The sequence below is a fragment of the Conexibacter woesei Iso977N genome, from assembly GCF_000424625.1.
GTDB classification, from domain to species: domain Bacteria; phylum Actinomycetota; class Thermoleophilia; order Solirubrobacterales; family Solirubrobacteraceae; genus Baekduia; species Baekduia woesei_A.
The window spans coordinates 1,212,322-1,228,971 of the sequence record NZ_AUKG01000001.1; the positions used below are offsets into that span (position 1 = coordinate 1,212,322).

At 68.6% G+C, this 16,650-nt stretch carries 11 protein-coding genes; 7 read left to right on the forward strand and 4 right to left on the reverse strand.

What is annotated here, in order from left to right; genetic code table 11:
• Positions 1–24: 24 nt before the first annotated feature.
• From H030_RS0105900 to H030_RS0105920, 5 genes are all read left to right on the forward strand, one after another.
• Positions 25–1,017 (forward strand): LacI family DNA-binding transcriptional regulator, encoded by a 993-nt coding sequence (locus H030_RS0105900; protein ID WP_027005442.1) that lies wholly within the window; start codon positions 25–27, stop codon positions 1,015–1,017.
• A 10-nt stretch (positions 1,018–1,027) separates the two neighbouring features.
• Complete coding sequence (locus tag H030_RS0105905) at positions 1,028–2,587, forward strand: acyl-CoA synthetase (RefSeq protein WP_027005443.1); 1,560 nt, start codon at positions 1,028–1,030, stop codon at positions 2,585–2,587.
• A gap of 440 nt (positions 2,588–3,027) precedes the next feature.
• Positions 3,028–3,903, forward strand: coding sequence for a hypothetical protein (locus H030_RS29660; RefSeq protein ID WP_231398372.1), 876 nt, complete (start codon positions 3,028–3,030; stop codon positions 3,901–3,903).
• A 247-nt stretch (positions 3,904–4,150) separates the two neighbouring features.
• Positions 4,151–7,759, forward strand: a complete 3,609-nt coding sequence (locus tag H030_RS0105915; protein WP_155891862.1) for an NHL repeat-containing protein — start codon at positions 4,151–4,153, stop codon at positions 7,757–7,759.
• 2 nt (positions 7,760–7,761) lie between these two features.
• Positions 7,762–10,728, forward strand: coding sequence for a hypothetical protein (locus H030_RS0105920; RefSeq protein ID WP_027005445.1), 2,967 nt, complete (start codon positions 7,762–7,764; stop codon positions 10,726–10,728).
• Positions 10,729–11,173: 445 nt separating this feature from the next.
• Here H030_RS0105920 and H030_RS0105930 read toward each other — a convergent pair whose 3' ends face one another.
• The 4 genes from H030_RS0105930 to H030_RS0105950 form a co-directional block, all read right to left on the reverse strand.
• On the reverse strand, positions 11,174–11,611 hold the full coding sequence (locus H030_RS0105930) for a hypothetical protein (protein WP_027005446.1): 438 nt from the start codon (positions 11,609–11,611) through the stop codon (positions 11,174–11,176).
• A 562-nt stretch (positions 11,612–12,173) separates the two neighbouring features.
• Positions 12,174–12,485, reverse strand: coding sequence for a GNAT family N-acetyltransferase (locus H030_RS0105935; protein WP_196809015.1), 312 nt, complete (start codon positions 12,483–12,485; stop codon positions 12,174–12,176).
• An 87-nt stretch (positions 12,486–12,572) separates the two neighbouring features.
• On the reverse strand, positions 12,573–12,965 hold the full coding sequence (locus H030_RS0105940; RefSeq protein ID WP_027005448.1) for a hypothetical protein: 393 nt from the start codon (positions 12,963–12,965) through the stop codon (positions 12,573–12,575).
• 255 nt (positions 12,966–13,220) lie between these two features.
• Positions 13,221–14,696, reverse strand: coding sequence for an MFS transporter (locus H030_RS0105950; protein WP_027005449.1), 1,476 nt, complete (start codon positions 14,694–14,696; stop codon positions 13,221–13,223).
• Between the two features lie 122 nt (positions 14,697–14,818).
• Between H030_RS0105950 and H030_RS0105955 the strand changes: the two genes are divergently transcribed.
• Positions 14,819–15,484, forward strand: a complete 666-nt coding sequence (locus H030_RS0105955; RefSeq protein WP_027005450.1) for a TetR/AcrR family transcriptional regulator — start codon at positions 14,819–14,821, stop codon at positions 15,482–15,484.
• A gap of 31 nt (positions 15,485–15,515) precedes the next feature.
• On the forward strand, positions 15,516–16,649 hold the full coding sequence (locus H030_RS36440; RefSeq protein WP_027005451.1) for a hypothetical protein: 1,134 nt from the start codon (positions 15,516–15,518) through the stop codon (positions 16,647–16,649).
• Position 16,650 lies beyond the last annotated feature (1 nt).

Sequence of the window (16,650 nt, forward strand, 5' to 3'; positions counted from 1 at the left end):
GCCGCGTCCAGCAGGTCGCGCAAGGTGACGAGCGTCGACGTCGCCAAGAAGGCCGGGGTCTCGCAGACCACGGTGTCGCTCGTCTTCTCCGGCAAGGCCGGCGGGCGGATCAGCGCGGCGACGGTCGAGGCGGTCCGGGCGGCCGCGGCCGAGCTGGGCTACCGCCCGAACGCGGCGGCGCGCGCGCTGCGGTCCGGGACGGCGAGCGCGGTGGGGCTGGTCGTCCGCGACGTCACGCACCCGTTCTTCGGCCGCACGCTGCGCGGTGCGCAGAAGGCGGCGTCGGAGGCCGGCCACGTCGTCGTCCTGATCGACGACAACTACGGCCGCGGCGACGCGGCGGTCGAGGCCCTGCGCGACGGCGCGATCGACGGCTTCCTGTACTTCGCGGCCGTCCCGTCGGAGGCGATGCGCGCGCCCGGCGCGCCGCCGGTCGTCATGGTCGAGTCGGTCGAGGAGGGGCTGCCGTTCGTCCGGCTGGACTCCGAGGGCGGCGCGGACGCCGCGATGCGCCACCTCGTCGAGCTCGGCCACACCCGGATCGGCTCGCTGCGCCTGGAGGCCGGCGACCTGCACGGCGGCCAGACGTTCGACCTGCGCCACGCGGCGTGGGCGGAGCACCTGCGCGCGATCGGCGCCGACCCGGCGGCGCAGGCGGTCGGGACGACCGCGTTCGACGCGGACTCCACGATCGCCGCGGCGCGCGCGATGCTCGACGTCCCGGTCGCGGAGCGGCCGACCGCGATCCTCGCCGACGACGACCTCCTGGCCGCGGGCGTCGTGGCGGCCTGCCACCAGCTCGGGCTGCGCGTGCCGCAGGACGTCGCGGTCGTCGGCTTCGACGACCTCGAGCTGGCGCGGCTCATGTCGCCGCCGCTGACGACCGTCGCCTTCGACGCCGAGGCGCTCGGCGCCGCGGCGTTCGAGACGCTGCTGGCCAAGCTCCAGGGCCGGCGCCCGCGCGACCGCGTGCTGGAGTCGCGGTTGATCGTCCGCGGCTCGACCGTCGCGGAGTAGGGTCGGCGGCATGGCCGCCGACCTGACGCGATCCAGCACCGTCCCGGACCTGATCCGCCGCAGCGCGCGGCGCACGCCGACGCGTGACGCGCTGATCTTCGGCGAGCGGCGCTGGACCTACGAGGAGCTCGACGACGCGGTCTCGCGGGTCGCCGGGCGGCTGCTGGAGCTTGGGCTGAGGAAGGGCGAGCGCGTCGCGGCGTATGGCACGAACAGCGACGCCTACGTGTTGCTCTACCTGGGCTGCGCGCGGGCCGGACTGGTGCATGTGCCCGTCAACTACAACTTGGTCGGCGCCGAGTTGTCGTACATCATCAACGACGCGCGCTCGATCGCGCTGTTCGCCGATCCCGGGCTGATGGGCGCGGTGGAGGCGATCGGCGACGCCCTCGGCGACGTCACCTGGACCGGCACGCTGCGCGACGGGGTGGACGGCAAGATCGACGTGCTGGCCTGGGCGCTGACCGGCGAGGTGCCGTCGCTGGAGGCGATCCCGGTCGCCGACGACGACCTCGTGCAGTTGTTGTACACCTCGGGGACGACCGCGGCGCCGAAGGGCGCGATGATGACCCACCGCGCGTTCGTGGCCGAGTACGTGTCGTGCGTGGCCGCGCTGGACATGACCGAGCGCGACGTGCCGCTGCACCCGCTGCCGCTCTACCACTCGGCGCAGATGCACGCGTTCTTGATGCCCTACCTGATGCTGGGGGCGACGAACTGGGTCGTCGAGAAGCCCGACCCCGCCGACGTCCTGGAGCGTGTCGAGCGCGACGGCATCACCTCGCTGTTCGCGCCGCCGACGGTCTGGATCGCCATCGGCGAGCACCCGGACTTCGCCACCCGCGACCTCTCATCGCTGAAGAAGGCGTACTACGGGGCGTCGATCATGCCCGTGCCGGTGCTGCAGCGGCTGCGCGACGCGCTGGACGGCGTCGGGTTCTACAACGCCTTCGGGCAGTCGGAGATCGCGCCGCTGGCGACGGTCCTGCGTCCGGAGGAGCATGACGAGCGGCCTGACAGCGCCGGCCGTCCGGTGTTGTTCGTGGAGATCAAGGTGGTCGACGACGAGGGCCAGGACGTGACGAGCGGCGGCGTCGGCGAGGTGCTCTACCGGTCGCCGCAGCTGTGCACCGGCTACTGGGACAAGCCGGAGGCGACCGAGGAGGCGTTCGCCGGTGGTTGGTTCCACAGCGGCGACCTGGTGCGGATCGACGAGGAGGGCTACATCTTCGTCGTCGACCGCGTCAAGGACGTCATCAACACCGGCGGCGTCCTGGTCGCCAGCCGCGAGGTCGAAGAGGCGCTCTACACCCACCCGGCGGTCGCCGAGGTCGCGGTGATCGGGACACCCCACCCGAAGTGGATCGAGGCGATCTCCGCGGTCGTCGTGACCCGCGAGCCGATCACCGAGGACGAGCTGCTGACCCACGCCCGCGAGCACCTCGCACCCTTCAAGCTCCCCAAGTCCATCCACTTCGTCGACGAGCTCCCCAAGAACCCGTCAGGGAAGTTGTTGAAGCGCGACCTCCGCGAGCGCTTCGGCGGCACCGAGTCCGCCATCGGCCGCTAGGCGTCCCCCTGGGGGACGTCCCCGAACGGGCCGCGGCGAAATCTAGCGCGCAACATCGACGAAGCGGCGCGGCACAGCGCGTTTCCCTACACGCGCAATCCACGTCAAACCAATAACCGCTTCGGGTGTGACAGTGCTGTGAAGTTCAACGGGGACGTGGTACGCCGTGCGGTTTGAGGGCGTCACGGCTAGCGCGATCCCTCTTATCTCAAGGGAAAAGTGCCCTAGGCGGTCAGAAGCCGCTCCACGTCGGGTGCCTGGTGCGTCCCGCGACGGCCCCGGGTAAATGCCGGTTCGACATACCATAAGGATCACACTCGGAGGTGTTTGCAATTCCCGTTGGGACGGACTACAGTCGCGATCCGCGGCCGTCGTCAGGGGAGGACATCCGCAAGTAATCAGCCATTTATATTGGCTTCCTGTCCATACTAGGAGGAGCTATGAAGAAGTCTCTGCGCCCGCTTGTCGCTACGGCGATCGCGGTTGGCGCTGCAGCTTTGTCGGCGACGTCCGCAGTTGCGTCCGCGCCGACGGGTGAGTACGCCCAGTTCAAGTACTGCCCGTACCAGAACGCGGCCGTCACCGGTTGCCTGCTTTCGACGACCACGTCTGGGTCGTTCAAGCTCGGTAACGCGACCGTGCCGATCAACAAGCCGATCATCTTCCAGGGCGGCTTCAAGTTCGACCCGAGCACGTTCGGCACGACGTTCTACGACGCGTCCAATGGCGGCGTCACCCTCAGCAGGACGAGCCTTGACGTTCCCGGCGGTCTGCTTGGTCTCATGAATCCGGGCGGCTTCTTCGGTCTGCTGGAGCAGGCATTCGAGAACGCCGTCAGGTCGGCCAATGGTGTGACGGCGACGGCTGAGGTGGCCGGGCCGGTCAGGTTCGACTACTTCAACTTCCTGATCAACGACGGCGTCACCCTGACGCTGCCGATCCGGGTGCATCTCGAGAACCCGTTCCTCGGGCCGAACTGCTACATCGGGTCCACGGGCAGCCCGGTGACGCTGAGGCTCACCCTCGGCACGACGTCGCCGCCGGCGGGTACCGCGCCGATCACGGGTTACGGCGGAGCCGTCAGCACGACGCCGGACGGCAACGTCGCTACGGCGACCGGGGCGAAGTTGGTGGACAACACCTTCTCGGTCCCCGCCGCGTCGGACTGCGGCTACCTCCCGCTGGACAAGCTGCTCATCACGGCTGCTGTGAACTCCAGGGAAGGCCTGCCGTCCGCGGCTGGCAGGAACGTCGCGATCCTGCAGGGCGACTCGCAGGTGGCGGACGGCGACGGCCTCCGCACGAGCGTCAGGTAGTAACGCAGCTCCGTCTGCAACACATGTCCTGACAGAAGGGCCGTCGCGAAAGCGGCGGCCCTTCTTCGTTCTTGGCGGACCCGTTGAGAAGCGGCGACGGTCGTGTGACGGCTGCGGGTTGCTATGGGAAACACGGATGGTTATAGTCGCCGCGAGCCGCCGGTCTGTCGTCTGGCGTCATGCTTCTTAGGAGGAGTCCAAGGTGGGTACTGGGATTGCGCGGACCAGGTCAGTCCGCGAGACGCGCGTGCGCCGCACCGTCGCGTGCGTGGTTGCAACTGCGGTGGCGGTTGCCGTGATGGCGTCCGCCGCGAGCGGGGCGCCGTTGCCGCTCACACCTGGCTATGGCCCGATCGGCTCGTTTGGTTCCGATGGCTCCGGTGGTACCGGACCGGGCACGCTTACTAATCCAGGGCATGTTGCGGTGGATGACGCCACGGGCAACATCTTGGTGGCGGACTCCGACGGAGGACGCGTGGAGGTGTTCTCACCGGACGCCGCTCCGCAGCTGGGGAACTACCTGACGGAGTTCGGCTCAGCTGACATCAGCCACCCCACCGGCATTGCTATCGACCAGTCGAATGGTGACGTCTACGTCGCCGGTGGCGACGCCGTTCAGCCGAAGATCGCACGCTACGTCTCCGACGGAGCCCCGGTCCCGACCTACACGCGCGACCTTGGTTTCGCCAGCCCCGCGGCGGGATCCGGACCAGGGCAGGTCGGCGGTGTTGGCGCCGACTTCGACGTGGCTCTCGCCGTCGATCCTTCCAATCACGACCTGCTGGTGGCCGATCGTGCCAACCACCGCGTGAGCCGCTACAACTCGAGTGGCGGATGGGTGCAGCCGTCGATCGATGGCACCGGCACGCCGGGCGGAGCCTTCGACACCCTGCTCGACGTCGCCGTGACCTCGACGTCGACGTACGTCCTGGATTCCAGCGGGGATCTCTCCTTCGGCGGGGGAAGCAGTCGCATCGTTGCCTTCGACAGCGGAGGCAACTACCAGCGCACCCTCGTGCAGGCGGATGACACGCCGATGCGGATGGCGGCCGGGCCCACGGGCGACCGCCTCGTGACCGTGCACAACGACCTCACCGCGTTGGGGCACGTGCGGGTCTACGTAGGCGGCGAGCTCGCTGAAGTGAACGACATGTACGCCGGCGCTTCGCAGTCTCCCCCTGTCGGCGTCGCCATCGACGGTGGTGCCAGCAGGCGGATGTACGTGGTGACCGTTCCGTACTTGGGGGTCTTCGGGGCCGTCGGCGTCAACGTCTTGGCCGAAGGCCCGGCGGTGCGCCCGGACGACGTCGTGAGCAGCGATGCGCGCAGTGCGCATCTCACTGGCACGATCGTCCCGGTTGGATCGGCTACGACTGCCCGGTTCGAGTACTCGCTCGACGGCACGAGCTGGCCACCGACGGCCGACGAGCCCGTTGGTGACGGCTCCGGGACGCCCGGCAATCCGGCGACGGTGAACTTCGCCGCAGATGTGACAGGCCTTCGACCCCATAGCACGTACAGGGTCCGGATCGTCGCGACGGACGCCCAGACGACGATCACTTCTTTGACCTCGAGCGTGCGCACCGCTGACGCGCTTCCTGACGTCTCGACCGGCTCGGCCACTGCCGTGACGACATCGACGGCCACGCTGGGCGGAACGGTCAACGCGCTGGGCTTGCAAACGACCTATTACTTCGAATACGGCACGACGGCTGCGTATGGGAGTCGCGTGCCCGCGGCGTCCGGCGGTGCCGCCGGAAACAGCTACGACGCGCGTTTCGTCACACGTGGTGTGTCCGGTCTCGCGGCCGGTCAGACGTATCACTACCGCCTGGTAGCGACGAGCTCCGTAGGCACGTCCTACGGCGCGGACGAGACGTTCGTCACGGATGGTGCTGCTGCAGGGGTCGCTCGCAACTACGAGATGGTCAGCCCACCGTCGGGGAAGAACGGCATTCCTGTGGATATCACGTTCCTCGGCGTGCAAGCACGCACCGACGGAAACGCCGTGGTCTACACGCCGGCGAAGGCGAACTACTCCGATGCGAAGTCGACGCCTTACGCGCCGAAGATCTTGGCCGGCCGCTCAGCAACGGGCTGGACAAATACCCAGCTGGATCCGCCCGAGCTGAACGCCAACGCCGAGATGTTCTACACGACGCTCGCCGTTTCGGACGATCTCCAGCGTGCGCTCGTAGTCAGCCGCGACAAGCTGTCCGACGACGCCGTGGCGGGCAATGGGAACGTCTACCTCCACGACATCAGCAGCGACGTCTACACCCTGATCGCGACGTCGGCCGACCCGCAGCTCTTCCAAGAGCTCACGCAGACAACGGCGACGCGCCAGTTCGTGGGCGCGTCGGCTGATCTGAGCACCGTGGCCTTCGTGACATCCGTCGCTCTGACGCCGGGTGCCACGGACGGCGTGGAGTCGATGTACTCTTGGTCGGCGTCGACCGGACTCCAACTCGTGTCGCGCCTTCCTGACGGCACGCCGGCGGTCACCGCCACCGGCTTCGTGGACAAGACGCTCCGTCATCCCCATCAGGTCTCGGATGACGGCCAGCGGGTGTTCTTCCAGCTCTTGGGCCAAGGTCTGTTCGTACGGGAAGGGGCATCCCGAACCGTCGCGATCTCGGTGTCCAAGCGCGCGGGCGACCCGACCACGCCGGTGGACGCCACGTTCGTCAGCGCCACGGCGGACGGACGCTACGTCGTTTTCACCAGTTACTCGCCGCTCACGGATGACGCGCCCGACGACTTCTTGAGCAAGGCCTATCGATACGACGTCGACACCGGAAGCCTCCGCTGGTTGGCCACGGATGTGCAGAACTCGCTCGCGGCCTGGCCAGAGTCGGGCGATCTCGTCTTCATCTCGAACAGCAACTTGTACTACGAAAGCGGCGGGACGACGTCTCTCGCGGCGGCCGGCGTCGAGCAGGTCCCCCCCGCGGGCCTCGATCGCAGCGACAATGGTCGCTACTTCGTCTTCCAAAGCGCACAGCCGATCACCTCGTTCCCGAACAGCGGATTCTTGGAGGTGTACCTCTACGACACGCAGACCGCTCAGTTGAGCTGTCCGTCCTGTCGGGACGATGGTGCCGCCCCCACGGGCGACGCGCAGATGGGACAGGGCTCTGAGTCGTCGTTCGATCGCTACCAAGCGATGGCTGTGAACGATGACGGCACAGTGTTCTTCGACACGACGGATCCGCTGGTGCCAAATGACGTGAACGGAACGCGCGACGTCTACGTTTACCGCTCCGGGCGCTTGACGTTGATCAGCCCTGGAACGCGCGCATACGACGCCACGTTCGCGGATGCGACGCCTGATGGCAGCAATGTGTTCTTCGTCACGTCCCAGCGTCTCGTTGATCAAGACGTGGACGACATCGCTGATCTGTACGACGCTCGTATCGGCGGAGGCATTGCCCAGCAGACGCAGCCGCCGCCCCGGGCTGCATGCGGCGGTAGCGAGTGTCGAGAGCCAGGTCCTGGCCCCGTGAGCTCGCCGGCTACGCCCACGCAGACCAGTGGCGGAGCGCCGACGGGGGCTTCGTCCGCGCCTGCGCGGGCCAGGATCACGATGGTGCGGTCCTCGTTCACCAGCAAGACCGTGAGGATCACCGTGTCGGTCTCCGGCCGCGGACGGATCCGCGCCTCGGGTGGGACCGTGATCGCGACGAAGCGGTCGGCGACCAAGAGCGGCGTTTACACCCTGTCGGTGCCTCTCACCAGGGCAACCCAGGCGGCACGTCGCGCGCATCGCAAGGTCAAGGTGGCGGTCAGGGTCGCGCTGACGCCTCCGTTCGGATCGGTCGCAACGACCAGGCTCACCCGTACGCTCGGAAAGTAGGAATGATGAACTGGCTCGTGGAAAAGCGGCTTCTCCTTGCGACCGCCCTCGCCGCGCTGGCGATGACGGCGTGCGCAGCGACAGCTCATGCTCAGGACAGCTTCAGGATCACGAACGCTTGGATGTCCTTCACCGGCCCGGATGGGGCGTTCTCGAGTCAGGCCGGAGCGCATCCTGACGTGACGACGTACGTCGAGTTCCCGTCGTCGCCGTCCCCGGGCGGCGGGCGTCCCGTTCTCGCTGCGAACCCGAAGGACGTGCGGGTCGACCTTCCAACCGGGGTCACCGGCAATCCGACGGCGATGCCGACGTGCAGGGCAAGTTCGCTCATCCTGGTCTCTGGTCGTGTGGGGTGTGCCCCCGAGACGCAGGTCGGCGTGGTCGATGTGGGTGACGGTTCGGCAACGCCGCAGGTCGCCGCCGTGTTCAACATGGATCGACCGGCGGATGCTCCGGCGCAGTTCGCGTTCGTCTACTTGGGAGTGGCCGTCTACGTCAACGTCGAGGTTCGACCCGACGACTACGGCATCTCGGCGTTGAGCACCCAGATCTCGCAGGCCGTTCCGATCGCGTCAGTGAAGTTGACGTTCTGGGGTGATCCGGCGAACAGCGCTCACGATGGCCAGCGATGGGATCCCGCCGCCAATGGCTTCTCAGCCAGGAGCGCGGCCGCACCGCGTGCGTTCATGACGAACGCCACGTCCTGCACGGACACACCCCGCAGGATCACTGTGAGCGCGGACTCATGGCAGGCGCCGGGGCAGTTCTCGACCGTCGACCTCACGGCGGATCCGGATGGCACGCCGTTCGTCACCGACGGATGTGAGCGGTTGGCGTTCGAGCCGTCGATCGATGTTCAGCCCCTCTCGCACACGGCCGATGCCCCGACGGGCTTGAACGTGGTGTTGACCGTGCCGCAGGACGATTCACCGTCGGGCCTCGCCGAGGCTCATGTCAAGAACGTCAAGGTGACGTTGCCGCCCGGCATGTCCGTGTCGCCCTCTTCGGCGGCGGGGCTCGGAGCCTGCACGCCGGAGCAGATCGGACTGGGCACGAACAACGTGCCGTCCTGTCCCGACTCATCGAAGATCGGCTCTGTCGAAATCGACACGCCGCTCCTCTCGGAACCGCTCGCCGGCGACATCGTGCTGGCGCAGCCCGACGACAACCCATTCCATTCGCTGCTGGCGCTGTACATCGTCGCGAAGGGGCCAGGGTTCGTGTTGAAGCTGCCCGGGAGGGTCGACGCCGATCCGGTGACGGGACAGCTCACGACGTCGTTCGACAACAACCCCCAGCTGCCGTTCAGCGCTTTGCGCCTCGCGTTCCGCGGCGGTTCGCAAGCCCCACTCGCGACGCCTCCCACCTGCGGCGTCTATCCGGTGAGCACGGAGATCACTTCGTGGGCGTCGGACACGCCGGTGGTCCGCAACGGATCGATGACGATCGACGACGGCTGTGGCGGGCGCCCGTTCCTGCCCTCGTTCAGCGCGGGAACGTCGACGCCGCAGGGAGGCGCGGACACGGCATTCACGTTCACCTTGACTCGTCCCGACCGGACTCAGACCCTGGAGAACGTCGTCACCTCGCTGCCGGCCGGTCTGCTCGGACGGATCGCCTCGGTGCCGCAATGCCAGGACCTTGCGGCCAGCGCGGGAACCTGCGCGGACGCGAGCTCGATCGGATCTGTCTCGGCCTTGAGCGGACCCGGAGCGGCGCCGTTGGGCCTCACTGGCAGGGTGTACTTGACGGGTCCGTACAAGGGAGCGCCCTTCGGGCTCTCGATCGTGGTCCCGACGGCCGGCCAGGCGGGGCCGTTCGACCTCGGCAACGTCGTCGTGCGGGCGTCGCTCGCGGTGGACCGCACCGATGCGCACGTCACCGTGGTCGCGGATCCTCTGCCGACGATCCTCCGCGGCATCCCGCTGCGCCTGCGCCAGGTCGTCGTGGCGATCAACCGGCCGGGCTTCATGTTCAACCCGACCAGCTGCGCTAAGTCGGCGATCACGGGTCAGTTCGGAAGCGCCGAAGGCGCGCTCACGACGGGGCAGGCCCTCTTCCAACCGCTCGGGTGCAGCGACCTTGCGATGAAGCAAAAGCTTGCGCTTCGCTTCACCGGTAGGGCGACGACCGACGGACAGCACCCGGGAATCGTGGCGAAGCTCACGGCTGGGAGTGGCGGCGCCAACCTCGAGAAGGCCACCGTCAAGCTGCCGCTCTCCGTGGCCCTGGATCCGGATAACGCAGAGGCGTTGTGCACCCCCGCTCAACGCGACGCACGGGCGTGTCCACGAAACACGATCGTCGGATCGGCCAGCGCTAGGTCCATCCTGCCGCACACGCTGACCGGTCCGGTGTACTTCGTGCAGGGCATTCGCAAGACCGCCAGCGGCCGGACGCAGAGGACGCTGCCGAAGCTGTGGATCCCGTTGAGCGCTGACGGCGTGACGATCGACGTCAACGCGAGCTCCGACGTAGATTCCCTGAGCCGGCTCGTGACGACGTTCGACAACCTGCCAGATGCCCCGATTTCGGAGTTCAACCTCAACATCACGGGCGGAAAGCACGGGATCATCGTCGTGTCGGGCAAGCCGGGGACGTGCGATCGAAGCAAGGAGATCGACGCTCAGCTCACTGGGCAGAACGGCAAGATCCTCGAGGTGAATCCCAATGCGACAGTCGATGGCTGCAAGCCGCACGTGACGCAATCGAAGGCGTCGTCGAGAGCGGTCACCTTGCGGCTCAGTGGTGTCGGCGCCGGTCGGCTGACCTTGTCGGGCGGCGGTCTCATCACGTCGCGTCGATCGATCAAGTCAGCGACCGCGGCCACGATCGCGGCGAGGTTGACCAGCGCGGCGCGGTCTCGCCTCCGTCACCACGGATCGCTCCAGATCAGGGTCACGGTGCGCTTTGCGCCCAGGCACGGCAGGGCGACTACCGTGCGGAAGTCGGTCACCGCCCGGCCGTGAGGGATGGGCTGAGCGAGAAGTAGCAACCCCACCGGACGCACGAGTGCCACGGCCTGCCGTGGCACTCGTGCGTTGGGGGCACGGTGACCCGCTCTGCCTTTGCGGGGCGTTCACTTGGTCGTGCTTTCGAGCCCCTGCCTCCCGGCCCCTGCCGAGACGGCAGACCAGAGCCGATCGGCTCTGGTCGGGAAAGGCACTAGCACTTAGGTTCCTTTCATCGTCGTCAATGGCGCACGGGAGGAATGCCAAGAAGCACGTCCATTACGAAGTCTCCAGTCGTATGTGTCTATTTCTCAGTGAGGTATCAAATGCTTTCTCGAATCGGTAAGTCCCTGCTCCCCATGGCCGTGCTCTGTGTGTCGCTCGCGTCCGTCGCGTCGGCCAGCGCGACCACCGCCACCATCACGTCGCCGGGCGCCAAGACCGCCACGGCGACGACGGGTTCTCAGCTGACGATCACGACCTCGGCCAGGACGACGGCGACCGTCAACTGCACGAGCTCGACCGCGAACTCGACCCTCGCGAACAACTCGGGCGCCCTGCCGCTGACGATCAGCTCTGACGTCTCCCCGACGTTCACCGGCTGCACCGTCCCGGGCAGGGTCCCGGTCACCGTCAGCTGCACCAGGACGTCGGTGCTCAAGGCCACTGCTCTGACCGACGGCTCTGGTGTTACCAGGGGCTCGCTCAGCAGCATCAGCTGCAGCATCACCCTGAGCGCGACGTGCGCGACCAACGTCACGGGCACCGTGAACGGCAGCTTCGCGAACGCCTCCAGCCAGCTGACGATCGACACCGCGAACCAGGCGCTCCTGAGCACGCCGATCCCGGCCAGCACCTGCACCACGCTGCCGGCCGGCTCGGGCTCGTTCACGAACGCCACGGGTGGCGCTCTGGTGTACGGCGTCTCGCCGGCAACCAGGGTCGTCGTTGCCCCCTGACCCAGGCAATCGCTGCCTGATGTAGGGAATCGGTGAAGGGTGTCCCCGCTGATAAGCGGGGACACCTTCATTTAAGCGCCAGCTCTTCTCATCCACTAACCCTGGGGCGGATGTCCTCGGCGCTGCAGACGACTGTCTGCGCGTCGCGCGAACTGACAAGTCGAAGCTCAAGTCGGTTCCTCGCTCGGCGTCGGCGTCGGCGTCGGCGTCGGCGTCGGAGGCTATTTCGTCTACGAGCTGCGCGAGAACCGTCAGACAAGCTGCCAAGTTCGGTGCGCGGGGCGGCGAACCGCAAGATCAAGAACGTGGACAACGTGTCGTGGGGCGGCCCCCGGCTTCGTGACTCACGTACCACGGCGAGTTGTGGTCTTCGCGGTGAGCGTATGTGCGGCCCTGGCGGCGCTGATAGAGGGCGCGCCACCGCACGCGTGGGCCGCCGTATGGTCGCGTTTCAGCGACAGTGACTGGTGTTCGCGGCTTCGGACCGACGGGCGCTTCGTCCTGCTACAAGCCGAACTTCGCCCGGAACGCCTCCGGGACCAGGTCTGCATACTCCGGGTGCTTGTTGATGTAGATGTTGACGAACGGGCAGAACGGCAACACCGCCAGCCCCTCCTCGCGGGATGCATCCAACGCCGCGCCGATCAACCTCGACGCCAACCCCTGCCCCTCGAACTTCGGCTCGATCTCGGTATGCACGAATGCGATCAGCTCCGGCCGCCGCCGGTACTGCGCGAAGCCGGCCACGTCACCGTCGACGGCCACCTCGAACCGCTCAGCCTCGGCCTTGTCCTTCACGGTGATCGTCGCACTCACATCACTCACGCTACACCGGTGAGCAACCGCCGCTTGCCCGTTGGCTCTGGTCGGACACAGACCGCGCATGCAAACTCTGAGTGTTCATCAAACCTTGGAGGTTGTCATGCGCAGAGTCCGATCCCTGCTCACCACCGCGGCGGTGGCTGTCGCCCTGTCCGCGGCGCTCGCTGCTGCCGCGGGGGCGACGGTGACCCCGCCTGGCGCCAAGACCGGAACGACGGGGGCGGTCACGTTCGCCGGGATCGCCTGCACGAGCGGGTCGTTCACCGGGAACTGGGCCAGCTCGACCACGATCAGCACCGACATGCAGCTCGCGTTCACCGGCTGCAGGAAGGCGAGCCTTGCGGTCACGATCGTCTGCACGAACACGGGCGTGCTAAGGGCCACGGGCTCGACGGTGGGCAACATCACGCCGCTGTCGCTGACGAGCCTGAGCTGCAGGATGTCCCTGAACGCGGCCCCGACGTGCAACGCCACAGTCTCGGGCAGCGTGGTTGCGAACTACAGCAACACGACCGGCGCGTTGACCATCAGCGCGAGCGGGCAGGCGTTGACGGTCAGCGGGAGCACCTGCACCAGCACGTTCCCGAACGGCGCGACGAGCATGACGGCGGCGACCTACGTGGTGTCGCCCGCGACGACCATGTCGTTCTAAGCGGTCGCGCCAAAATGAAGCGGCCGGCGAACACCCTCGCCGGCCGCTTCGGTCTCGGACCCTCTCCCGATCCGGGCTTAGTGGGCGAGTACGGGCTCGCCGACGGTGGAGGGCTCGTGCACGCCCGGGCGCAGGAGGGCGGTGCAGAGCACGGCGGCCACCGCGAAGATCGCGGCCGACCAGTAGAAGGCGGTCGTGTAGCCGTGGATCGCGGCCTGCGCGACGACCGCCTTCGACGCGGCGGCGGGGCCGGCGTCGGTGATCGCGTGGGTCGTCGCCGACGCGGCCAAGGTGGACAACAACGCGGTCCCGATCGAGCCGCCGATCTGCTGCATCGTGTTGACGGCCGCAGAGGCGACGCCCGCATCGCTGGGCTCGACACCGAGCGTGGCGGACGACATCGCCGGGGCGAAGATCAGGCCCATGCCGAGACCCATCACGACGAGCCCGGGCAGGACGTGCAGCGCGTAGGACGAGTCCATCCCGATGCCGGTCAGCAGCAGCATCCCGATCGCGCCGAGCGTCAGGCCCGCGCCGATCAGCGGCCGCGCGCCGAAGCGCGGGATCAGCTGCGTCTGCGACGTCGTGGCGGTCAACATGATGGAGAACGTCATCGGCAGGAACGCCAGGCCGGTCTTGATCGGCGAGAAGCCGAGGTTCTGCTGCAGGTAGTACGTCAGGAACAGGAACACGCCGAACATCGAGATCGCGCTCAGCGCCATCGCGAGGTACGAGCCGCCGCGGTCACGGTCCAGGACGACCCGGAGCGGCAGCAGCGGGTGCGCCACGCGCTGCTGGATCATCACGAACGCGGCCAGCAGGACGACGCCGGCGACGAGGAAGCCGATCGTCGTGCCGTTCGACCACGAGGTCTCCGACGCATGCGAGAACCCGTAGACCAGCGCGAACAGGCCGGCGCTCGCCGTGACCGTGCCCGGGATGTCCAGGCGCGGCTTGTTGGCCTGCGGCATGTTCTTCAACAACGTCGCCGCGCCGAACACCGCGACACCCGCGAACGCGAGGTTCACGTAGAGGCACCAGCGCCACGACAGGTACTCGGTCAGCACGCCGCCCATGAGCAGGCCGACGGCCGCGCCGGAGCCGGCGATCGCGCCGAAGATCCCGAACGCCTTGTTGCGCTCGGACGGGTTGGTGAACGTCGTCGTCAGCAGCGACAGCGCGGCGGGCGCCAGCATCGCGCCGAACACGCCCTGCAGCGCGCGGGCGCCGACGAGCATCCCGAACGACTGTGCGGCACCACCGATCGCGGATGCGATCGCGAAGCCGGCGAGGCCCGCGATGAACACCCACTTGCGCCCGAACAGGTCGCCGATGCGACCGCCGAGCAGCAGCAGCGAGCCGAACGCCAGCGCGTACGCGGTGACGATCCACTGCCGCGATTCATCCGAGAAGCCGAGGTCGTGCTGGGCGCTGGGGAGCGCGATGTTCACGATCGTCGCGTCGAGGACGACCATCAGCTGCGCGAGGCCGAGGACCGCGAGGATCCACCAGCGTCGCGCGTGGTGCGCGTCCTGATGTGAGGAGGAGGTCATGAGAGGAAGGTCTTTCGTGGACTCAAGGGGAGAGGGTGAAGTGGAGGTCTTACCTCCGCTCTATCGACAGCCTAGCACAAAACTGGAGGAACCCTCTCCGGTTTTGGTACGATGGCGCACCAGTGAGCACCGCCGAGTCCCCCGATCGCCCGCTCCGGAAAGATGCGGAGCGCAACCGCCAGCGGATCCTGGCCGCCGCCAGCGAGGTCTTCGCCGAGTCCGGGCTGGCCGCGTCGCTGGACGCCGTCGCCGAGCGCGCGGGCGTCGGCGTCGGGACCGTCTACCGCCGCTTCCCCGACAAGGAGGCGCTGATCGACGCGCTGTTCGAGGCGCGGGTCGACGAGATCGTCCAGATCGCCACCGAGTGCGCCGAGACGCCCGATCCCTGGGACGCGCTCGTCTGCTTCCTGGACCGCGCGATCACCCTGCACGGCGGCGACAAGGCGCTCAAGGAGATCGTCTTCTCCACCGCCCACGGCCACGAGCGGGTCAGCGGCGCGCGCGACCGGATCAAGCCGCTCGTCGCCGCCCTCGTGGCCCGCGCGAAGGACGCCGGCGCGCTGCGCGACGACTTCGACATCACCGACACGCCGCTGATCCAGCTGATGCTGACGTCGGTGATCGAGTACGCCGGCGACGTCTCCCCGGACCTCTGGCGCCGCTACCTGGCGATCGTCCTGGACGGCCTCCGCGCCGGCGCGCAGCGCACCCCGCTGGCGCCCGAAGGCCTCTCCGACGACCAGCTCGACGTCGTCATGTCGCGCGGCTTCGGCGGCGCCGGGCGGTAGCTCGGCGTCCGATCCGGGCATACGAAGCGCCATGGACGGCGCCACCGTGGACTTCGCGCTGACCCGCTTCGAGGCGGTCGATGGCGCGCGCCTGGAGGTGGAAGGGACCTGGTCGGGCGTCCGCGGCGTGCGCTTCGTGCGCCCCGCGCTGGTCGTGCGCGACGGGGCGACGGGCGGCGAGAAGACGCTGCTGGCGACCCTCGAGCACAAGCCCTGGCCGGCCAACGAGGGCGAGCCGTGGGTCGCCGCGTTCCCGTGGCCGGACGGCCGCACGGGCGCCGAGCCGCCGGACGTCGCGCGGACCGAGCTGGCGGTCGCGCCGTCGATCGTCGTCCCGCTGGCGCGCGCCGCCGAGTCCGACGACGGCAGCGTGACGGTCGCGCTCGACCCGGTCGACGCGCTGCGCGCCGAGCTGGCCGCGACCGCCGAGCACACCAGGCGCCTGGAGGCCGAGGTCGCGTTCCTGCGCCGCGAACGCGAGGACGTCGAGGCCGCGCGGCGCGAGCGCGACGAGGCGCGGGCCGAGCGGGGTCGCGTGGCCGCCGACGTCGGCGACGCCGAAGCGCTGCGCGCCGAGCGGGACCGTCTGCAGGCCGCGACGCGCGACGCCGGGCGCACCGCCGAGAGGCTGCGCGCCGAGCGCGACGGGCTGAAGGACGAGCGTGACAGCGCGTTGAGCGGCCTGGAGAGGCTCGCGCTGGAGCGCGACGCGCTGCGCCAGGAGCTCGACGAGCGCGACGCCCGCGCGGCCGGCGCCGCCCGCCGCCGCGAGCAGGCGCTGGAGGAGCGCGACGCCGCCCGCCGCGACGGCGAGCAGGCCGCCGAGCGCGCCCGCGCCGAGCGCGACGCCGCCCGCGCCGAGAGCGAGCGCACCGCCGAGCAGGCGCGCGCCGAGGACGAGACCGCCGCCGAGCGCGCGGCCGCCCGCGAGCGCGAGCGCGCGGAGGAGCGGCTGAGGCAGCTTCGGGAGCAACTTGATGTGGTCGAAGACGAGCGCGACCGCGCGCTGGCCGAGCCCGCGGGCGTCGCGGCGCCGCCGGTCCGGGCCCCGCGCACGCACGAGGCGCAGTCCACGCACGCCGACTGGGCGGCGCGGACCGCGGCGATCCTGGCGGTCCTGGTCCTGCTCGTCCTCGCGATCACGTTCATGAAGGCGATCGCGTAGC